Raw genomic sequence first — 19878 nt, 5'->3', positions numbered from 1 at the left:
ATGAGCGGCAAGCGCATCAGCCTGGAATTACCCGAGGAGCTCGTCGACCAGATTGATCAGCTTCGCAAGGACTGGAAGACCCGTTCCAGGGGGGAATGTCTCCGTCGACTGCTTGAGGAAATCTTTCATCCCGATCTTGATCAGGATGATGCCCCTGGCGCAGAGTTGGATCCGCTGGCTGACCAGTCTCCCGAGGATTCAGCGGACCCAACGGCTTCTGAAGCAGAGGAGAGATCAAAGGCTTCTCTTGTCACAGAACCGATCCAGCAACCTCAATACGACGAGGATCGAGCCATCGTTCTGGTTGGCTCAGCCGGTGGGCTGGATACGACCAACAATGAGCAGGATCGCCCCGTCTCTCCCCAACCACCGACACGCAATGCAGCAACCGTTGGCGGCGGTATTGATCTGCCCGGATTTGTTCGCAAGCGCAGCAACGCGATTCGCGAAAGCCTTACGCCAAGCAGGCAACCGAGCACGGAAATCCCGCTTGTGCCGGTGATCAGTGATGAACAGATCAAGGATTGGTCTGAAGTTGCCCTGAACCATTGGCTTACTCTTTATGGCTCCAATCCAGGTCCAACCGTCATGGAGGCTGTGATGTTGTGGATGGCCCGTGACATCTGGCCCCATATCGATGGATCCGAGGGGCGCACATTCACCTGGAGTCAGGTCAATCACTCCATGACTGAATTCTGCAAAAGCTGGATGGTTCCTTCCCCTCGCTTCGAGCAGGTGATTGTTGCTGCCGCGGTGTTGGAGGATCCGTTTGCGAGTGCTTCAGTTCCAGATCGGATCCCAACGTTGATTCGTCGCTTTGTCAGTCGTTTCAAGCGCAGCCGTAAGGTCACCTCCTTCCAAACACTCGAGTCCACGATGACGCTGCATGGTGCACTCAAACAACTGGAATTGCCCACGCAGGCTGGCCAGTCCCTGACATTGCGTTCGATTCGCGACGCCTACAAACGCAAGGCTGTTGAAGTACATCCTGATTCGGGAGGTTCAACCGATGCCATGCGCCGCCTCAACGAGGCCTATCAGATGCTGAAAGAGCTGTATCGCCAGAAAGAAATGTCTCAATAGTCTCGGATAAGAATTGCTACTGGACTCATGAATGATCTCAACTGAGATTATTAATACGTATTGATTGCGATTTCTTTGATGCCAGGTTTCAGCAGGAAACTGATCAGCAGTTTCTATCAAGATCAATTTTTCCCATCGTTTTATTTGCACTCCTGCTGTGTTTCCTGGTTGGATCCGATGCGTCGAAGTTTTGATGATCTCCGCCAAATCAGCAGAGTTTGAATGAATGCAGTGATGTCCAGTGCGCCGTTAAGCCTGTCCAGAGAATGATCTGGTGACGCTTAAGGCCAGTCAGGGCTACGTTTTCGGTGCTTGCGTCTCTGCTGTTGACACAGTGACGCAATGATTTTTGGACACGGCCAGGATGCCTTGGTCTCGCTTCATGCGACCGGACATGCTCGACGGGCAAGCTCAACCAGCCGGCTCCTGCCATCAAACGCTCAGCAGTCTCACTTGCCTTGAATGAAACCAGTTCAAGACTCGTTTTTAGTCCTATGTGCGACAAGTAAATCTTGGGAAAAACCTGATGAGAGGCCGGCGCAAACAGCCACATAGCAAAGTTGCGAGTCTCAATTAAGAGACGACATGAGTCCAGGCATGCATCTTATGTGAGACAAATGTCTGGACAGCTGAGGGGTCGGCAGGTTTGGGTAGGCAATGGTCCAGACCGCGAATCAATCAGGTGCTGGTCTGCATTCCTTTGATCAGATAATCGAAGTATGGACCTGCAATTTTCTGTTGTTCTTCCGAGAGAAGAACCAGCGAGGCCTCTCTCATGCAACGCATGGCATCCACCATTCCAGGCATGGGAACACCGAGGCTGTTGTACATCTCGCGGGCACCGATCAGGCCGATCTGTTCGATCATTTCGGTGCTGCCTGCAAGAACCCCATAGGTGACCAGCCTCAGATACCAGCTGTAGTCACGCAGGCACTGAGCCCGTTGCTTCTGCCCATAGGCATTTCCACCAGGGGCGACATATTCAGGTCGAAGGCCGAACAGCTGCCGAGCCGATTCATCAACAATCTTTTTTTCGCTGTCCGTGAGGATCCGGACTACCGCAAGACGTACGGCACCCTGACTGAGGTACTCGACCATCGAGCGGAGTTCACCACTGCTCGGGTAACGCAGATCGTCATCCGCCTGGAGGATCAGATCCCTTACAACGCTCATGACGGCTGGCATGCTGGAAACAGTTTAAGGGGCATGAACCCCAGCCATGGGTTGGAACTGAGGGGTGTTACGCCATTGCAATGACAGCGATGAATGAAACACTGCATCCGGGACAGACCATTGATGTTGTTGGAGAGGATCTTGATCAGCAGGGGCGTGGCCTGGCCCGCTGGAATGGCTGGGTGATCGCTGTCCCCGAGCTGCTGCCAGGAGAAGAGGCCAAGGTCAAAGTCCAGCAACGTCAGAGGCGGATGTGGCTGGCCCGAAGAGTGGAAATCATCTCCTCATCTCCCCATGCTCGTCGACCTCCGTGCATTCTTGCCCGAGACTGCGGTGGTTGTTCCCTGCAGCATCTTTCGGTCGAGGCACAGAACACCTGGAAGCAGGAGCGACTGACCAACACGCTGACTCGCATCGGCCAGCTGGATCCTGATGTCAACGCCCTGGTGAGTCCCGATCGGGAATCACTGGGGTACAGAAACCGGGCATTGATTCCAGTCCGTCGTGATGGGCTGAAGGTGCGTCTTGGTTACTACAAGCGTGGCAGTCATCGCATCGTCAATCTCAACCACTGCCCAGTTCTGGATCCTCGACTGGATGCCTTGATTGCTCCGATCAAAAAGGATCTGGAATCAACCCGCTGGCCGATGGATTCAGATCTCCAGGGTGAGCCTGGTCTTCGCCACCTGGGATTGCGAATCGGCGTGCGAACCGGTGAAGTGCTGATCACTTTGATTTCCGCCACCCGGTCGCTGGAAGGCGTTGAGGCGTTGAGCGCAGTGTGGATGCGTCGCTGGCCCCAGCTGAAGGGTGTGACGCTCAATCTGCAACCGAAACGCAGCAATGCTGTGTTCGGGGAGCAGACCATTTGCCTTCAAGGTCAGGATGCGATCGAGGAGCGATTTTGTGCTCTGTCTCTTGAGCTGGGAACCACCACCTTTTTTCAGGTCAACACACCTCGTGCAGAACGGGTGGTGGAGCAGATCCGCGACTGGCTCAGCCGCGCGCAGGCGCATCAACGCGTGATTGATGCCTACTGCGGCATCGGCACGATTGCTTTACCGCTTGCGGCTGCTGGCCACAGTGTCACCGGACTGGAAATCAGCTCTGCATCCGTGCGCCATGCCGGGCGCAATGCAGCACGCAACAGGCTCAACACGACACAATTTCTGGATGGCGATGTGGCTCGGCATCTGCACGCTCTTTTGCCGATGCACGATGCTCTGGTGGTTGATCCACCTCGCAAGGGTCTGGAGCCCACCGTCCTGGCCATGATCGTCAACCATCCACCACAGCGACTTGTGTATCTGAGTTGTGATCCTGCAACTCTGGCGAGAGATCTCAAACATCTGGCGGGAGAGTCAGGTCCTTATCGGATTGAGCGCGTTCAGCCGATGGATTTCTTTCCTCAGACCTCCCACCTGGAATGTCTTGTGTTGATGTCGAGATTCAACTGCGCAACTGCACCTGAAACTGCTCGACCAGTGCCTTGCGCACCTTCTCATGCACAGGCTGAATCATGTCGTCGGTGAGTGTGCTGTCTTTGCCGCGATAGCGCAGGCGGAACGCCTGACTGCACTGATCGGAGTCGAGCTGTCCGCCTTCAAAACGATCGATCAATTCGACCGACTCCAACAGTGGTTTGCCGGCTTTGCGGATGGCCTGCAAAAGATCACCTGCCGCCAGGCTGCGCGGAACAACCATGGCCAGATCTCTTTCCGACGAAGGCAGGGTGGAATAGGCCTTGAACTGCGGACTCCAGCGAGTGCTGCGGGTGGCTGCCTCCAGAAGGCGTGTCAGTTCAAGATCAAAGAGATAGGTCTCAGCTGGTAGCTCATGGCTTTCACACAGAGCAGGGTGCAACTGGCCGAAGCTGCCAAGAGGGCGACCCTCAACCAGCACAGATGCGGCCCGGCCTGGATGAAGACGTTCATCATCGCTGAGCCGACGATCCTGGGACTCGATTCCGAATGCATTCAGAACCGTGGTGAGTAAACCCCTGGCTTCGTAGTAGCTGAGAGGTTGTGGCTTGCCGCTGGTCTGCCATCGCGAAAGGCGACGTTCCCCACAGATCACCCCCGAAAGCCGAGCTTCTTGATCGATCGTTGCGCCATCTGAACTGAACACATGCCCGATCTCGAACACCCAGCAACCGGGCTGTGAGGCCTGAAGGTTGCGCTGACAAACCTGAAGATGCTCCTTCCAGAGAGCGGTCCTCAGATGACTGGTCTCCGTCAACAGAGGGTTGCTGATAGCAATGCGCGTGGGATCGGCTTCATCCGCCCCGGTAAGAGACAACGTGGTGATTTCCTGAAGTCCTGAGGCGCTCAGACGCTGACGCAAGCGTCGTTCCGCCTGCTGGATGAGCGTCAGCTGACCGGGCTGGAGCGGGTTTGGGAGATGGGACTGGAAGCGATCAAATCCCACCAGTCGTGCCACCTCCTCGATCAGGTCAACCTCACGCAACAGGTCCATTCGCCTCGATGGGGGAACGACCACCTTCCATCCTTCGGCACAGCGAGAGAGATCGCAACCGAGAGCTGCGAGACAGGCCTCGACCTGAGCATCAGCAAGCGACTCAGGCAGAGCACTGCTGTCCGTGGAGTCGAGTGGTCCAAGCAGTCGATGAAGTGCATGGCGACGCAGGGTTACGACCGGATCTTCTGCCTGTTCTGATGAACAAACCCAGGTTTCGCCGACCTCAGCATCAAGCATTTCCCTGAAGAGAGACAGAGCGCGGCCTGCTGCGATCAGGGTGATTTCCCTGGGTAAACCTTTCTCGTAACGACTGCTGGCATCGGTGCGCTGTCCTGTGGCTCGACTGCCGTTGCGTACGGAGGCTGGAGTGAACAGGGCTGATTCCAGCCAGATTGTGCGAGTGCTATCGGTGACGCCGCTTTCGGTACTGCCGATCACACCGGCCACGGCGACGGCACGATCCCGGCAGGTCACCACTTGAACACGGGGATCGAGCTCGATCTCGCGTCCGTCCAGCCCAGTGAACGACTCCCGTTCACGTGCCTGCCGCAGACCAAAATCCGCTGCATTGATCGCTGTTCCGCAGAGTGACTCCAGTGCATCTGCATCGAAGGCATGCAGAGGTTGGCCCTGTTCAAGCATTACAAGATTGGTGATGTCGACCACGGCGTTCACAGGATTCACTCCGGCACGGGTCAGCCGTTGCTGCAACCATTGCGGTGAGCGTGATGAGCCATCGATGCCCCTGACTTCAGTCAGGCCGTAAAGGCCACCGGCCTGCATGGCAGCTGAAGATTGCTGATCGGTTGCCAACGTTTGGGTCTCTGATGGAGCGGCTGCCTCGGGCAGAGAAAGCGCTGCTCCTGTGAGCGCAGCCACTTCCCTGGCAATGCCTGTCATCGAAAGACCATCAGGACGGTTGGCTGTGATGGCGAGTTCGAGAACGCTGTCGTTGAGACCCAGGGATGGCGCCACGGGTTCTCCCGGAGATGGCAAGCCAGGGAGAAGATCCTCAAGGATGGCGATCCCATCCACATCGCTGCTTTGGCCCAGTTCTGACAGCGAGCAGATCATTCCCTCGCTGCTCACACCACGCAGTTCTCCTGCTTTGATCGTGAGGTTCACGGCAGGAAGAACGGCCCCGACCATGGCAACGGGAACATGAATGCCTGCACGCACATTCTTGGCTCCGCAGACGATCTGCAGGGTCTGGTCAGCACCCACATTCACCTTGCAGACACTGAGCTTGTCGGCATTGGGATGCTTATCGCAGGCCACGACTTCACCAACAACGACACCCTGGGCAAGCAGTGAGAGATCCTCCAGCTCCTCCACTTCAAAACCAGCCATCGACAATCGTTCACCCAGTTGATCTGCGGGCTCATTCACCTGCACCAGATCCTGCAGCCAGGACAGAGAAACCCGCATCGGGAGCTTGAAGTCAGCGCGTGATCCTACGAACTCGCAATCGCAGCCGGACGCTTGGAGTGGGATGAGGTTGACCTGTAAAGTGATTGTTCGTCATTTCGCTTCGCAACTGCGGCGCTACGTCCTTTATGGCCAAGAACAAGGGCGTCCGGATCGTTGTCACCATTGAGTGCACCGAATGCCGGTCCGTTCCCGCTTCCGAAAAGCGTTCTCCCGGTGTGTCTCGCTACACGACCGAGAAAAATCGTCGGAATACCACTGAAAGGCTGGAACTGATGAAGTTCTGCCCGCAACTCAACAAGATGACTCTCCACAAAGAGATCAAGTGAGTCTGCTGTTCATCCAGTTTTCCAATCGTTTCTGATTCATGTCCAGCTCCTTCTTCAAGAAGCGCCTTTCTCCAATCAAGCCCGGCGATCCCATCGATTACAAGGATGTGGATCTGCTGAAGAAATTCATCACAGAGCGCGGCAAGATCCTGCCTCGCCGTCTCACTGGCCTCACCGCAAAGCAGCAACGTGATCTCACGAATGCTGTCAAGCGCGCAAGGATCGTGGCTTTACTGCCTTTCGTGAACCCCGAGGGTTGATTCCTGGCCACTGTTGATTGCAAACCGGGAGATCTGGTCGGCATCAGCGACCTCAAATCATCCCAACTTGCGGTGGTACTTGCCGTTCAGGGAAGTAAACGTCGTTTAAGTGTTGGTTATCGAGGCAAGGAACAGGTTGTTCCAGCTCGGACCATCGATTTGATTCACCCCCTGCCTGGCGACGTTGATCCGTCAGCTCGGCTGGGGGCTTTTCCATGGACATTCAGCCAGCAGGATCTTGATCAATCCAGTCCCAGCTGTCGCGATTGGGGCGAAGCATGGGTCCTGATCCTGGAGTCAGGCGAGACGGTTGATCTTGCTGGATTTGCCGAGTTGGCCTGCGGTATCGATGCTGCCGTGAACAAAGCTGCCTGTTGGCTGGCTTTGCATGCAGACCAGGATTTTTTCCGCTGGAAGCAGGGTGCTGTACAAGCAAGGCCCGCTTCCGAGATCCGCAGCCGACGCGCTGAACGCCGGGTGCAGGCCAAAGCTGAGCGGCGAAGCAAGCAATGGCTGCAACTCTTGAAAGCGCCTCAACCATTGGTGCTCGACACGCTTGATTGTGTGCACCAGCAGTGGATCAAGTCTCTGCAACAGCTGGTCGGTGAAGGTGCTGAAGCGATCCAGCTCGACGCTCAGCTGTTGCAGTCACTCCAAACCGCTCGAATTGAAGCCAATCCCAGGGAGCTCCGGCATCTGCTGATTCAGCTCGGACAGTGGGACGAACATCAATTGGCATCGATCGCTGGCACACCCTGGAGCGACGGATTCAGTGAGCTTCTGCTGCTTGAAGCCAGGCAGCTTGTCGAGAACAGTGATGCGCAGCTTCCGGGAGACGAGAACAGACTTGACCTCACAGCTCAGGCCTGCGTCACCATTGATGATGTTGAGACGAGAGACATTGACGATGCCATCGCTCTGGAGCGTCGTCGAGACGGATCCGAACGTCTCTGGATCCATATCGCCGATCCAGGTCGATTGATCCCCGAGGGTTCACCCTTGGATCTTGAGGCTCGACGCCGTGGCAGCAGTCTTTATCTGTCGAGGGGGAATCTTCCAATGTTCCCGGCCGAGCTCTCTACCGGGCCCTTCAGTCTCAGAACAGGTCGACGCAACGCTGCCTGGAGCACCTGGGTGGATCTCGATCAGAACGGTGAGATCAGCGATTTCGGGATCCTGCGCAGCTGGGTCACCCCCAGATACCGCCTGACCTATGACGATGCCGATGAGCTGATTGATTTTGCTCCACCTGAAGAGGCGGATCTAGCTGATCTTCACAAGCTGCTGGAGCGGCGACGTCGTTGGCGGACCAATCAGGGCGCGCTGCAGATGGACTTGCCGGAAGGTCGTATCCGTTGTCGTGATGGTGAGCTGTCCGTGCAGGTCACGGAGCCGGGTGCCTCCAGGACGATGGTGGCTGAAGCCATGATCCTCGCTGGTGCCGTTGCAGCCCGATTCGGATCGACTCACAATCTGGCTTTGCCCTATCGCAGTCAGCTTCCCGCCGAGCTTCCCTCGGCAACTGAGCTTGAGCGGCTACCAGATGGTGCCGTTCGATTTGCTGCCATCAAGCGTTGCCTGAGCCGAGGTCTGATGGGAACTCAACCCTCAGCTCATTTCAGCCTTGGCCTCAATGCCTATGCCCAGGCCACCTCGCCGATCCGGCGCTACGGCGATCTTGTTGTGCAACGCCAGATTGCTGCTGTGATCAACGCTGAAAGCCCACTGAGCGAGGAGTTGATGCAGGACCTGATCAACACTTTGATTCAGCTGTGCGTGAAGGTCTGACGATCGCCAGGGAAGATCAGCGTCATTGGCAACAGGTCTGGTTCGAGCGTCATCAGAGCCATCAATGGCCTGTGGATTTCCTGCGCTGGCTGAGACCTCAGGACCGGCTGGGATTGGTTCGTCTTGATGAACTGGCCATGGATGTTGCCGCTGAGTGCCCTGCGGGATCGCTGCCTGGAGACGCTCTTTTGCTGAGAGTCGATCAAGTCGATTCACAGTGTGATCAACTCAGACTGCTTGCCTTGGCTCGTTGATCAGCGCATTGAGGAGGTCCTAAACCATCCTCCCCAGGGGTTGTGGCTGCCTTGAACCATGACGCTTGTCGGCTTTTCGAGCATCTGAAGCCTTGCGTTGACGGCGGGTTCCAGCGTGATCAACTGGCAGGACTCAGCGTCCTGGAGTTGGATTCTGTAGGCACCCTCACCGTCTGGACTGACCATGGCGTGCACTGATCTGCCTGAGTCCAATGTCTCGGGAAGGGCTGCTGCCAAAGGCCTGCGATCGAGGGCTGCTCTCTGCCGCTCCAACCATTGGCTGTGATGCCAGGGTGTATCCCAGAGTGGTGCGACTGCGGCTGGTGCCCTGTCGTCTCCGATCAGTCGATTCTGCAGGCTGCGCACCGGCAGTTCAGAAGGTTGCAGGTTTGATTCCAAGGCGAGAGCGGAAGCGGCTCCTGCAGCCTGACCAATGTTCATGATCAACGGTTGCAACCTGGTGGCGCCATTGGCCATGTGACTTGTGCTGAAAGCCTTATCCGCCATCAGCAGATTGTCGATTGCATCACTCAGCAGGGCTCCGAAAGGGATGCAGAAGGGTGTCCCTGTCCAGCGACCGCCCCAACGGCAACTTTTGGGAGCCAATGGCCAGTCATCGCCTGGGTAGTGATGGTCATTGGCATAATTGCCCACCGCAATTGACTGCAAAATTCCACTGTCATTGAGAGGTGGACCAGGCCAGCAAACGCCCTCAGTCAAGGGGAGCAGATCCTGCTCAATCACGGTGGTGCGACCAACCACCCGCCGGCCCTCGCGCCAGTAAGGCATGGCAGCAATCCAGGGCGCAGGGCTTGCAGCACTGCTGGGAAAGGCCTGGCCAAGCTGCAGCCATCCATCAGTGGCTTTGCGCAACTCATCAGCGAAGCAGAGACTATGGTTCTGCATCTCGCTGAACAGTGCAGCCTCCTGGTCTGGATCAGCAAGAAATGCTCGCTCCAGTCCTCGGTGCCAGTCATTGCCGTGCAATGGCCAATTGAGCATCACCAGTCCTGATGGCAAGCGGCCGTAGGTGATGGTTTTTTCCAGTCCGAATGTGTCAGAGGCCCCGCGAAAAGGATCGGGTAGTTGTGATCCAATCGGTTGATCACCTTGAAGTCGCGGATCGTGAAGCTGATCGCTCTGCAGCTGTCCCATCACCACCCAGGTGGGTGACTGCACGGGTTGATCTCTGAAAAAGGGATCTGTGCTCAGGCGTTGCCGAGATGGTGCACTGGGTTCCTGCCAGTGTTCCTTGGCTTCCCAGCCGAAACGGAACGGTGCATTCGCCAAAGGCAGCAAATCTCCTCGATCGCTGCCATCGATGGCAACGCGGCACGTCACCCCGCGGATTTCTCCATCCACCTCAATGCGCAAGCCGGTGATCAGAGAGCCTGCACGCTCAACGCTCAGGAGCTGGCAATCAGGCCACCAAAGCAATCTGGACTCCTGATGCAGCCAGTTCTGAAGGATCGACTCCGCCGTCAGTGGTCGGTAGCCGAAACAGCTCACCCAGTTGTGGTCCAGTCCTTCCGGTTCACTTTGTTCCAGTTCACGCAGAAAAGCTCCCCAAAGCCCTGTCTGCCATTGGCTCAGTTCGTTGCCATCAGGACAGCACACACCCGCTGCACTGACCATTCCGCCCAGCCATACCCCCGGGGTGAGCAGAAGTGTGGAGGCACCGCCACGGGCTGCCTGAATCGCTGCTGCCGTGCCGCCAGTTCCCCCTCCCCAGACCAACACATCCACCGAATCAATGCTGACGGTCATGGTCCTTTCCGTTCCCGTATGAGGAAGGTGCCCTCAGTCTGCAGATTGTTTGATTGAGAAGCATGCAGCTCGATCAGATCTCATCCAGTCGCATGCGCCAGGCAGCGGGATCGCTCGATCAGGGACCTGGAAAGAGGGTCGTTAAGATCCAGCCCCAGAGCCAGGGGCCAAAGGAGAGCGCCGAAGCGATGACTTACAGCCTCACAACCCCGCTCTACTACGTCAATGCCAAGCCCCATCTCGGCAGTACCTACACGACCATTGCCTGTGACGCCTTGGCTCGTTTCCAGCGCCTTGAGGGACAACAGGTTCTGTTTGTCACCGGGGTGGATGAGCATGGTCAGAAGATCCAGCGCACGGCTGAGGCGCGCAAGATCAGCCCTCAGGACCACTGTGATCTGATCAGCCAGGAATACATCGATCTCTGGTCACGGTGGGAGATCAGCAATGACCGTTTTGTGCGAACCACAAGCGAGCGTCACCTGCCCTTAGTTCAGGAGTTTTTCAATCGCTGTGAAGCCTCAGGTCACATCCGTAGCGGCCATCAGGAGGGTTGGTACTGCGTCGACTGCGAGGAATTCAAGGACGACCCTGCTGATGCTGACTCTCCATGTTGTCCGACTCACCGCAAGCCTCTTGAATGGCGCGACGAAGAGAACCTCTTCTTCTGTCTCTCAAAGTTTCAAAAGCCAATCGAGTCACTGATCTCAACGCCCGGATTCATTGCTCCGGCAAGTCGCCGGAAAGAGGTTGAAAATTTTGTGGCCGGTGGCCTGCGTGATTTCTCAATCTCACGGGTGAATGTCTCCCATGGGCTGCCGGTCCCTGGTCACTCCGGTCATACCTTTTACGTCTGGTTTGACGCGCTGCTCGGCTATCTGACAGCTCTGCTGGATGATGGAGGTCCAGTGGATCTGGATCGTCTCAGCAGTGCCGGCTGGCCGGTGAGCGTTCACGTGATCGGCAAGGACATCCTGCGTTTTCATGCCGTGTACTGGCCAGCGATGCTGATGTCGGCAGGTTTGCCCTTGCCCAAGAGCGTTTTCGGCCATGGATTCCTGACTCGCGAAGGTCAGAAAATGGGCAAATCCCTTGGCAATGTGCTGGACCCTGAACTGTTGCTTCAGCGCTGCGGTACTGATGCAGTGCGTTGGTATCTCCTTCGCGACATCCAGTTCGGTGATGACGGTGATTTCCAGCAGCAACGGTTTGTGGATCTGGTCAACAACGATCTCGCCAACACGATCGGGAATCTGCTCAACCGCACCTCATCGATGTCCAGGAAGTGGTTTGAGAATGCTTTGCCTCCTGTGGATATGAGTATTCGCGAAGACCATGCTCTTCGCGGCAAAGCAGAGCTGACGATTCAGCAGGTTCGGATGTCGATGCTGGAGCTCAACTTCCAAAAAGCTGCTGAAGCGGTGCTTCAGTTGGCAATCGAAACCAATGGCTTCCTCAACGAACAGGCTCCCTGGAGTCAGATGAAGCAACCAGGTCAGGAGGTGCAGGTTGGTGAAGATCTTTATGCCGTTCTGGAATGTTCCCGGATTGTGGGCATTCTTCTGCAGCCGATCGTGCCTGATCTCAGTGAACGTATCCTCGCCCAGCTGGGTCTCTGCCCGATTTCTGGATCGTGGAAGGAGCATCTGAACTGGGGGAGTCTGGTTCCCGGCTCGCCATTGCCTCAACCGGAACCTGTGATGCAGAGGCTCGAGCTCGAATCACCACTCTGATGACCTTGACCAAAGCCTTCGGTCACCTGAGGGGTGGTCTGCTGATCACCCTGTTGCTCCTGACAGGTTGTGTCAGTGAGAAACCCACATCAACGGTTCAGTCGCCACCCTTCGTGTTTCGATCGCTGAAACTCGAACAGAAGACCAAGCAAGGGTTGATGGACTGGAGTCTGAACAGTCCTGAAGCTCGTTATGAGCTCAATCGTCGTCTCGTTCGGGCCCGCCAGCCTGTTGGTGTTCTCTACAGGAAGGGAAAACCATCATTCAGGGTGCAGTCGGATCTGGCCCTCGTCGTCAACGATGGCGAACAGATCCTGCTTGAAGGTGATGTCAGGCTGCAGCAACTCAACGGTTCCAATCTTCTGATTCAGGGAGACCGTCTGCGTTGGCGTCCGCAGCAGGGGATCCTGCTCATCGAGCAGCGTCCGAGAGCGACGGACAAGCAGTCCCGGATCAGTGCCAGTGAAGCGCAGCTTCTCCAGACCACCAACGACCTGACTCTCAAGGGTGTCGTCAGGCTTGAGCGTTGGTCCGAAGACTCCGATCCATCCAAGCCGGATACAACACTCAGAACCGGCCTCGCTCAGTGGAATCTTGATTCCGGCCTGTTGAATGCCGAAGGCCCTGTTCTGGCACAGCGTCGTGACCAGGAAGGAACGGTGCTTGAGCAGCTTCAGGGCATGAGTCTTCAGGGCAACACGCAAGTTGGTGATCTGATGGTGATGGCTCCAGTCATTGTTCAGATGCCTCGCCAGAAAGGGATTCTCAAGGCTCAGGACACCACCTGGAATTTCCGAACTCAGATTGTGCGCAGCGATCAACCCTTCGAAGCGGAACTGGATCGCACCAGGATCTTTGGCAAAGCGTTTCAGGCTGAGTTGAATGACAACACGGTTCTGATCAATGGTGATTGCAGGATTGAACAGCCCGGAGAAGCGCTCGATGCGACCACCTGTCGCTGGAACTGGGGGACTGAGGAGGTCCTTGCGGAAGGGAATGTGCTGTTAAAACGTGACGCCAATGACCAGCTGACCCGCGCCAGCAAGCTGGCGGGTCAGGTTGGTGAAAAAGGCAGGATCACCTTTACCGCTCCAGGAGGAAAGGTGGAATCCCAGGTCAGATTCCCTTCAGATCAGTCTGAGGATGAGAGTCCCCGTCCACGGAAATCAGCTCCAGTTGAGTTCTGAGTCGTTCTGCCCAACCCGCCAGCCATCGTTCATCGGAGCGGGTGAAGCATCGCTCTGACCAGCCACCGAGCACAATCCAGCCACGCTGTCCAAGTGGTTGAACCATCACCGCCGGCAGACCTGGCAGAACAGCATCAAATTCCTGACGACCAGGGTATAGCGCGGTTCTGACCAGGGACACCAGGGCCTGTCGCTCAGTACTGCGTCGACAGATTTCACCTGGAGAAAATGGATCCTTGGTGATCAGACCTCGTCTGAGCAGGACCGTCTCGTCCCAGTTCACCAGGATCGTGGCGGCCGAAGTTGCCGTCAGAAACTGGTGGCTCCCCCAGGCCAGTTCAGTGCGCAGGCTTTCGGGGAGTCCTGCGGTGATTTCCAGACCCTGTTCGCCTTCAAGGTTGACTGCCTTGGGATTGCGTGGGACAGCCCTAGTCCAGAGCACCGCAACAAGCATCAAACCAACCGCCGCCATCCCGGACAGCACTTCTGCTCGCTGCAAGGCGGGCGTGAACGTCCCTGCAGTTACAGCGTTGAAGATGGCAAGACCCAGCACCAGCAGTCCGGAGATCAGGCAGAGTCGCGCGGAGCCTGGCATGGTCTCGAGAGTCCTGCGGTCAGAAGAGCTCACTCTTGCTCAAATGGGGCAGCACTGACCAGTGGTGATGACGGACGCAGAAGCTTTTGCCTCAATCGCACTCGCTGCGGTGGCATGCGACGGCACCCTGGGTCGTGAGGAAGCCCATGCGCTGCGACGATCACTGGAGTACCGCACTCCCTACAAAGATCGAACGGAACAGGAGATGGGTGCCCTGTTCGATCGACTCCTGGTCACACTCCGCGAACAGGGGGTGAACCAGCTGGTGACTGAGGCACTGCCAGCACTGACTCCTATCCAGCAGGAGACGGCATTGGCTGTGGCGGTACAGCTCACGCATGCCGATAGGGATGTTTCTCCTGCAGAACAGTTGTTCCTCAACCAACTCTGTGAGCGTCTGTCGCTTCCTGACGGCCGTGCTGTTGCCGTGATGGAGGCCATCACGGCCTTACATCGAGACAGCCTTTCCACCTGAAGGCAGACTGGCAGCCTCAATGCCCATGACTATGAAGCGTCTGAACCACCTCGTCGGAGGGATTCTGTCTGCTCTGTTCTGTCTTTTGCTTGCGGTCCCAGCGGCGCTGGCAGTGTCTGCTCAGGATTTTCCGCCGGCTCTGCCCGATGAAGTTGTGTTGGATTCAGCGGATGTGCTGAGCAGAGCCACCAGGAATGAGATCAGCACGCGTTTGCAGGACTTGAATCAGTTCCACGTCGATGCCCGTTTGGTGACATTGCGACGACTCGACTATGGACTCAGTCTTTCCGGTTTTGGAGACGAACTTCTTGATCGCTGGGGGGAGGAGTCCAACCTGACTGACCGCCCATTGCTGTTCTTCCTCGAGGAAACTCAGAGCAAGCAGGCGACAGTGGTTGCGGCCAAGGAGTTGCTTGAACAATTACCAGAGTCCCTGTTGCGCAGTACAGGGCGGACCACCATGAGTCAGCCCCTACGCGATGGGGATCGCTTTCGACAGGCAACCCTTGACGGGATCAGCCGAATCGAAGTTGTCCTCAACGGGGGAGAGGACCCTGGTCCACCAGTGCAGCTTGAACGCGTCGCCAACCCTACGAATATCCCAACCGCTGAGGAGACTGAAAGCAGCAACGCCTTCACATGGGTTGTCGTTCTTCTTGTCGTCGGCACCATAGTACCAATGGCGACCTGGTGGATTTTCTCCAGCTAACGACACGATGGCAGGACGTAACTGGCTTGGGACCTTCGGCGGAACCAAATCTTTCAATGTGAACTCAGAACTGGATCGTGGTTACGAAGCCGCGCTTCTGATTCAAAGTCTCGAACTTGAATACTACGGCGACCGCCCAATTCGTCCAGATCTTGAGCTCTCCGTTCCAGCAACTGTTCAGGCCACGATCCTTCGTAAGTTCAGGGCCGCCATTAACGTCTGTCGCTCATCACTCGATAAACTTGAGTATCAACGATCACAGTTTGATACTCAAGAGCTTCGTCAGCTTCAACTTATTGAAAGCGTTGTCAACCGCTACAACCCCAGACGTTCAGCGTCAGCGCCAACGATCAGTCGAGCCCCTGATCCTCTGCCACGCTCCCTGCTAGGCATCTTTGACACATTGCGTCGTCAGCTCAATCCTGCAGCGGAAGCAACGCTGGTGGCAGGTTTCCGACGTCGCAGGGATTCAACTCTGATTTCCCTGAAGGTGTTGCTCCTGCTGATTCTTGTGCCGTTGTTGGTCCAACAGGTCAGCCGCACTTACATCATCAGTCCAGCTGTTGATCACTTCGCCCCAGATCTTCCTTTCCTGAGCTATCCAAAGCCTCAACTCGAGGAACAGGCCGTTGAAAAACTGAGGGTTTTCAAGGCTGAGATTGAATTTGATGCACTTCTGCGCGGTGATTCCATTCCCACTCAGGAGGAACTTCAGCAGAAACTCTCTGCTAAAGCCGAGGAATTAAAAGAAGAGGCTGACTCGGAAAGCACCCATGCAGTGAAAAACGTCTTGGCGGATCTTGCTGCAACGGTGGCATTCGTTGTGGTGTGTCTGTTCAGTCGCGAAGAACTGAGAGTGCTGCGTGGATTCTTTGATGAAGCTGTCTACGGACTCAGTGATTCAGCCAAGGCTTTCGCCATCATTCTGTTCACCGATATTTTTGTCGGCTTCCACAGTCCTGAGGGATGGACCGTTCTCTTGGATGGAATCGCCAATCACTTCGGCTTCCCAGCAAGAGAGAACTTCATCCTTCTCTTCATTGCCACGTTCCCAGTGATTCTTGCCACCATTTTCAAGTATTGGATCTTCCGTTATCTCAATCGTGTCAGCCCGTCCTCTGTGGCCACCTTGCGCGGTATGAACGGCGGTGGTTAAGCCTTTAGATGGACTAGTCCTTGTCTGCGGTCCCAGCCGAGGTGGCAAGAGTCGCTGGGCCGAACATCTGGTTGCTCAATACAGTCCTGTCAGCTACATCGCGACATCCGATTCACGTCCTGATGACAGTGGATGGCAGCAACGAATACGGCTGCATCGTGATCGGCGTCCCCCGCACTGGGAGGTGATTGAAAGTGGAGCCGATCTGTCGTTGGCTCTGGACACGATTCCAACCAATCACACCGTCTTGGTCGATGCTCTGGGAGCTTTTACGGCGTGGCATCTTGAAGCGTCTCCCAATGACTGGGCGCAACTTGAAGCCGATCTGATCAAAAGCCTTCAGCAGCGACAAAGACCCGTGGTTCTGGTGATTGAGGAGACAGGCTGGGGAGTGGTGCCAGCAACGGCCATCGGTGGACGATTTCGTGATCGTCAAGGTCAACTCGCTCAACAGCTGGACACCATTGCCTCAGCAAGTTGGCTCGTTGTCCAGGGAAGGGCTCTTGACCTTCATGCACTTGGATGTCCGCTGCCCCAGGAATGATTTTGGCTCCCACACCATTGAGGGTTGCTCTGTTTGAACCCAGGATTCCACCCAACACTGGCAGCATCGCGCGGACTTGTGCAGCATTCGGCTTACCTCTTGCCCTGATCGAGCCACTCGGATTTTCGATTGATGACCGTCATCTCAAGCGAGCTGGGCTGGACTACTGGCCCTTTGTTGATCTCTCCGTCCATCAGGATTTCGATCAGTTTCTGAGCAGTCTTCCTAAGCCTTCACGCTTGATTGGTTGCAGCCGTCGCGGTGGGCAGACCCTTCAGACCATGCGTTTTCAGCAGGGTGATGTTCTGTTGTTCGGACGCGAAGACATCGGACTGCCTGATCCGATCAGGACGCAGTGCGATCAAATTCTCACCATTCCGATGCCATGCAGCGCGGCTGATGATGGTCGCGGAGGTGTTCGCAGTCTGAACCTGTCCGTCGCCTGCGGAATCGTCAGTTATCACGCCGGATGGCAGCTTCAGTTGTGGTAATTGGAGATCTGCCACGAAAGCCCTTGCGGGGACGTGTTCCGCTCGCTACTTTCAGCCGAATCCCGGGCTGTGGCGGCTCCATCGGGAATCATCCTCAAGCATGCCTGAATGAAGCCCCTTTTCTTAGCTGTTACCGCGATTACTTCCAGCAGTGCGCTGTTCGCGGTTTCACAGCTTTCAGGGTATGCCGATTCCGACCACTACACCCCGCAGCAGCTCCTCTCTGCATTGCCCAATGTCACCTCTCTGATCTGGGTCGAGCTTGCAGCAGACAGCGATCTCAGTGTGATTTCCAGAGAGCTTGATCTCTCTTTGAAAGAGCTATCAGAACTGAATGAACAGTCAGCCGGGGCCATCCTCAAGGAAGGCAGCTGGCTGGTTCTACCTGAAGCCAGTCGTGGTGATGTCGCTGATTCATCCCGATTTGTTCCTGGTTCACTGCGCACCACCGCTCCTTTGAGTTCTCCACCAACTCCGAAAGATGTGGTTGAGATCAAGTCAGATCAGTCCTTGTCTTCGTTTGTCAGGGACCATGGCATCACTCTTCAGCAATTGAAGGATCTCAACCCTGGTGTTCAGCTTTCCAGGATGTTGGTCACCGGAAGCAAGGTCAGGGTTGCCAAAGCACGTCCTTTGCTGGGAATACGTCCTTTGAGATCAGGCGGTGCGAGCTGGCCCGATCTTCCTGGCTTCTCAGGATCGGATGACTTTCACGCTTCTCAGTCCTTCATCTGGCCGACAAAAGGTGTTTTCACCTCCGGTTACGGATGGCGATGGGGTCGGATGCACAAGGGCATCGACATCGCCAACAATGTCGGCACTCCGATTCTGGCGGCCAAGGACGGTGTGATTGCGTATGCAGGTTGGAGCAGTGGTTATGGCTATCTCGTTGAGATGTCCCACGCAGACGGTTCCTCCACACGCTACGCCCACAACAGTCGTCTACTGGTCAGAAAAGGTCAGATGGTCCCCCAGGGCTCCCGTATTTCCTTGATGGGAAGCACTGGTCGTAGTACAGGCCCTCATCTTCATTTCGAGATTCGTCGTCCAGGTGGTGCCGCCCTTGATCCAATGGCCATGCTTCCTGCACGCCGTGTCTGATTGCACTGACACATCTGGTTAGTTCAAAGGGTCAGCTTCTAAGACATATATATTGAAAATAAATATTATTATCTAGACAATAATTAATTGCTTTATATATTGTTTTTGGAAATAAATGTCAGAGGAGAGACTTGAACTCTCGACCTCAGGGTTATGAATCCTGTGCTCTAACCAGCTGAGCTACTCTGACGAAAGGCCATCAGGCCACTGACCATCATACATCTTGGGATGTCCTGAAGAGCTAGCGCATCTCGATGGCGTTGAGACGTTCTCTGAAGGATTTGGGAGATGACTGCGCTGTTGCCACATCATCAGTCAAAGCGACATGGCCCTCGGGAATCGCATTAGGACGCCGTTGTTGTCTCACTGGTTGGCCACGGTGCGGTCGAGCTTTGAGCAGCAGTGCCCTTGTGTTCGGATCACGTTCGAGCGGTTGGCTGCTCAGCTCACTTCGTACCTGATTCAGCAGTCGGAAATGACCGGTGCTGCTGAATTTTCGGAGAAGCGCTGGATCCCAGCTCATGGAGGAGTGAATCATCCGTCGATAATAAGAGTGGGACATGCTCAGACAGAAGCCCTGTTGTCCCGCAGTCTTCAGGTCAGCCGTGATAACTTGTCGCGAGCAATTGGAAGTCGGAACGACTACGACCTAGGCCTGTTCACTTCCTTGCCAAACCTCGCATCACCAACATGTCTTCGCTGCGCGTGGGCCAAAAGGCTCCCGATTTCACTGCTACAGCAGTGGTTGACCAGGAGTTCAAGGAAATTAGCCTCGAGCAGTATCGCGGTAAATACGTCGTGCTGTTCTTTTATCCGCTGGATTTCACCTTTGTTTGTCCCACTGAAATTACCGCATTCAGTGATCGCTACTCAGATTTCTCCTCCAAAAACACCGAAGTTCTGGGTGTTTCTGTAGACAGTCAGTTCAGCCATCTGGCATGGATCCAGAGCCCACGAAACCAGGGTGGTCTTGGTGATATCAACTATCCCCTTGTGGCCGATCTTAAGAAAGAGATTGCCACTTCCTACAACGTGCTCGATGAAGAGGAAGGTGTTGCACTGCGTGGATTATTCATCATTGATCCCGAGGGTGTGATCATGCACTCAACCATTAATAATCTTCCTGTTGGGCGAAACGTCGATGAAACCCTGCGCGTTCTGCAGGCCTTCCAGTACGTGCAGTCAAATCCAGATGAGGTTTGCCCTGCAAACTGGACTCCAGGTGAAAAGACCATGAAGCCTGACCCCGTTGGCAGCAAAGAGTTTTTCGCTGCGATCAACTGAGTCGCCCAACCTCCTTGGCTGTCTTCTAGGTCCGCTTCGCCTG

20 protein-coding genes and 1 tRNA gene are annotated in these 19878 nt (G+C 55.7%); 15 read left to right on the top strand and 6 right to left on the bottom strand.

Features of this window, described 5'->3' with window-relative positions; translation table 11 throughout:
* A complete protein-coding gene (locus SynBIOSE41_RS08785) occupies positions 1-1083 on the top strand; it encodes a ribbon-helix-helix protein, CopG family (protein WP_186540598.1) in 1083 nt (360 codons plus the stop codon).
* Positions 1084-1761: 678 nt separating this feature from the next.
* Here SynBIOSE41_RS08785 and SynBIOSE41_RS08780 read toward each other — a convergent pair.
* A complete protein-coding gene (locus SynBIOSE41_RS08780) occupies positions 1762-2256 on the bottom strand; it encodes an allophycocyanin subunit alpha-B (RefSeq protein WP_066907466.1) in 495 nt (164 codons plus the stop codon).
* 80 nt (positions 2257-2336) lie between these two features.
* On the opposite strand from SynBIOSE41_RS08780, the gene rlmD reads away from it, so the two are divergent.
* Entirely contained in the window at positions 2337-3788 is a 1452-nt protein-coding gene (rlmD, locus tag SynBIOSE41_RS08775; RefSeq protein ID WP_186540597.1) for a 23S rRNA (uracil(1939)-C(5))-methyltransferase RlmD, read from the top strand.
* Here rlmD and pheT read toward each other — a convergent pair.
* A complete protein-coding gene (gene pheT / locus SynBIOSE41_RS08770) occupies positions 3706-6162 on the bottom strand; it encodes a phenylalanine--tRNA ligase subunit beta (RefSeq protein ID WP_186540596.1) in 2457 nt (818 codons plus the stop codon). The two genes, rlmD and pheT, sit on opposite strands and share 83 nt — an antisense overlap.
* Positions 6163-6290: 128 nt before the next feature.
* Between pheT and rpmG the strand changes: the two genes are divergently transcribed.
* From rpmG to SynBIOSE41_RS18350, 4 genes are all read left to right on the top strand, one after another.
* A complete protein-coding gene (gene rpmG, locus SynBIOSE41_RS08765) occupies positions 6291-6491 on the top strand; it encodes a 50S ribosomal protein L33 (protein WP_066907761.1) in 201 nt (66 codons plus the stop codon).
* A 38-nt stretch (positions 6492-6529) separates the two neighbouring features.
* Positions 6530-6751 carry a 30S ribosomal protein S18 gene (gene rpsR / locus SynBIOSE41_RS08760; protein WP_006041316.1) on the top strand — a complete coding sequence of 74 codons (222 nt, stop codon included), beginning with the start codon at positions 6530-6532 and terminating at the stop codon, positions 6749-6751.
* 72 nt (positions 6752-6823) lie between these two features.
* Entirely contained in the window at positions 6824-8539 is a 1716-nt protein-coding gene (locus SynBIOSE41_RS08755) for a ribonuclease catalytic domain-containing protein (protein ID WP_370594215.1), read from the top strand.
* Positions 8524-8793 carry a hypothetical protein gene (locus SynBIOSE41_RS18350; RefSeq protein ID WP_370594214.1) on the top strand — a complete coding sequence of 90 codons (270 nt, stop codon included), beginning with the start codon at positions 8524-8526 and terminating at the stop codon, positions 8791-8793. The genes SynBIOSE41_RS08755 and SynBIOSE41_RS18350 overlap by 16 nt, the downstream gene beginning before the upstream one ends.
* Here SynBIOSE41_RS18350 and SynBIOSE41_RS08750 read toward each other — a convergent pair whose 3' ends face one another.
* Positions 8794-10560, bottom strand: a complete 1767-nt coding sequence (locus tag SynBIOSE41_RS08750; RefSeq protein WP_186540595.1) for an FAD-dependent oxidoreductase — start codon at positions 10558-10560, stop codon at positions 8794-8796. It lies immediately after the preceding gene.
* A gap of 188 nt (positions 10561-10748) precedes the next feature.
* On the opposite strand from SynBIOSE41_RS08750, the gene metG reads away from it, so the two are divergent.
* Both metG and lptC read left to right on the top strand, forming a co-directional pair.
* Positions 10749-12293, top strand: a complete 1545-nt coding sequence (gene metG, locus SynBIOSE41_RS08745; protein ID WP_186541022.1) for a methionine--tRNA ligase — start codon at positions 10749-10751, stop codon at positions 12291-12293.
* Positions 12293-13480, top strand: a complete 1188-nt coding sequence (gene lptC / locus SynBIOSE41_RS08740) for an LPS export ABC transporter periplasmic protein LptC (RefSeq protein ID WP_186540594.1) — start codon at positions 12293-12295, stop codon at positions 13478-13480. The genes metG and lptC overlap by 1 nt, the downstream gene beginning before the upstream one ends.
* On the opposite strand, the gene SynBIOSE41_RS08735 is transcribed toward lptC, so the two are convergent.
* Complete coding sequence (locus SynBIOSE41_RS08735) at positions 13410-14075, bottom strand: cofactor assembly of complex C subunit B (protein ID WP_186541021.1); 666 nt, start codon at positions 14073-14075, stop codon at positions 13410-13412. The two genes, lptC and SynBIOSE41_RS08735, sit on opposite strands and share 71 nt — an antisense overlap.
* Before the next feature lie 67 nt (positions 14076-14142).
* Between SynBIOSE41_RS08735 and SynBIOSE41_RS08730 the strand changes: the two genes are divergently transcribed.
* From SynBIOSE41_RS08730 to SynBIOSE41_RS08705, 6 genes are all read left to right on the top strand, one after another.
* A complete protein-coding gene (locus SynBIOSE41_RS08730; RefSeq protein ID WP_066907755.1) occupies positions 14143-14550 on the top strand; it encodes a tellurite resistance TerB family protein in 408 nt (135 codons plus the stop codon).
* Positions 14551-14569: 19 nt separating this feature from the next.
* Entirely contained in the window at positions 14570-15259 is a 690-nt protein-coding gene (gene psb32 / locus SynBIOSE41_RS08725) for a photosystem II repair protein Psb32 (RefSeq protein ID WP_370594213.1), read from the top strand.
* 7 nt (positions 15260-15266) lie between these two features.
* Positions 15267-16415 (top strand): proton extrusion protein PcxA, encoded by a 1149-nt coding sequence (pxcA, locus tag SynBIOSE41_RS08720; RefSeq protein ID WP_186540593.1) that lies wholly within the window; start codon positions 15267-15269, stop codon positions 16413-16415.
* Positions 16408-16959 carry a bifunctional adenosylcobinamide kinase/adenosylcobinamide-phosphate guanylyltransferase gene (gene cobU, locus SynBIOSE41_RS08715; RefSeq protein WP_186540592.1) on the top strand — a complete coding sequence of 184 codons (552 nt, stop codon included), beginning with the start codon at positions 16408-16410 and terminating at the stop codon, positions 16957-16959. The genes pxcA and cobU overlap by 8 nt, the downstream gene beginning before the upstream one ends.
* Complete coding sequence (locus SynBIOSE41_RS08710; RefSeq protein ID WP_255476014.1) at positions 16938-17450, top strand: tRNA (cytidine(34)-2'-O)-methyltransferase; 513 nt, start codon at positions 16938-16940, stop codon at positions 17448-17450. The genes cobU and SynBIOSE41_RS08710 overlap by 22 nt, the downstream gene beginning before the upstream one ends.
* Before the next feature lie 108 nt (positions 17451-17558).
* Positions 17559-18551 (top strand): M23 family metallopeptidase, encoded by a 993-nt coding sequence (locus SynBIOSE41_RS08705; protein ID WP_186540591.1) that lies wholly within the window; start codon positions 17559-17561, stop codon positions 18549-18551.
* Positions 18552-18667: 116 nt separating this feature from the next.
* Here the strand turns inward: SynBIOSE41_RS08705 and SynBIOSE41_RS08700 are convergent.
* Together SynBIOSE41_RS08700 and SynBIOSE41_RS08695 are read right to left on the bottom strand one after the other, a co-directional pair.
* Positions 18668-18741, bottom strand: a tRNA-Met gene (locus tag SynBIOSE41_RS08700).
* 51 nt (positions 18742-18792) lie between these two features.
* Positions 18793-19089, bottom strand: a complete 297-nt coding sequence (locus SynBIOSE41_RS08695; protein WP_066907430.1) for a hypothetical protein — start codon at positions 19087-19089, stop codon at positions 18793-18795.
* 152 nt (positions 19090-19241) lie between these two features.
* Here SynBIOSE41_RS08695 and SynBIOSE41_RS08690 point away from each other — a divergent pair, with 152 nt between their 5' ends.
* Positions 19242-19835: a peroxiredoxin gene (locus SynBIOSE41_RS08690; protein ID WP_186540590.1), complete on the top strand. Its 594-nt coding sequence runs from the start codon at positions 19242-19244 to the stop codon at positions 19833-19835.
* Positions 19836-19878: the final 43 nt, after the last annotated feature.

The sequence above is a fragment of the Synechococcus sp. BIOS-E4-1 genome (assembly GCF_014279995.1).
GTDB lineage: Bacteria > Cyanobacteriota > Cyanobacteriia > PCC-6307 > Cyanobiaceae > Synechococcus_C.
Note: the sequence above shows the minus strand (reverse complement) of the source record. Positions and strands in the feature narration are given on the sequence as shown.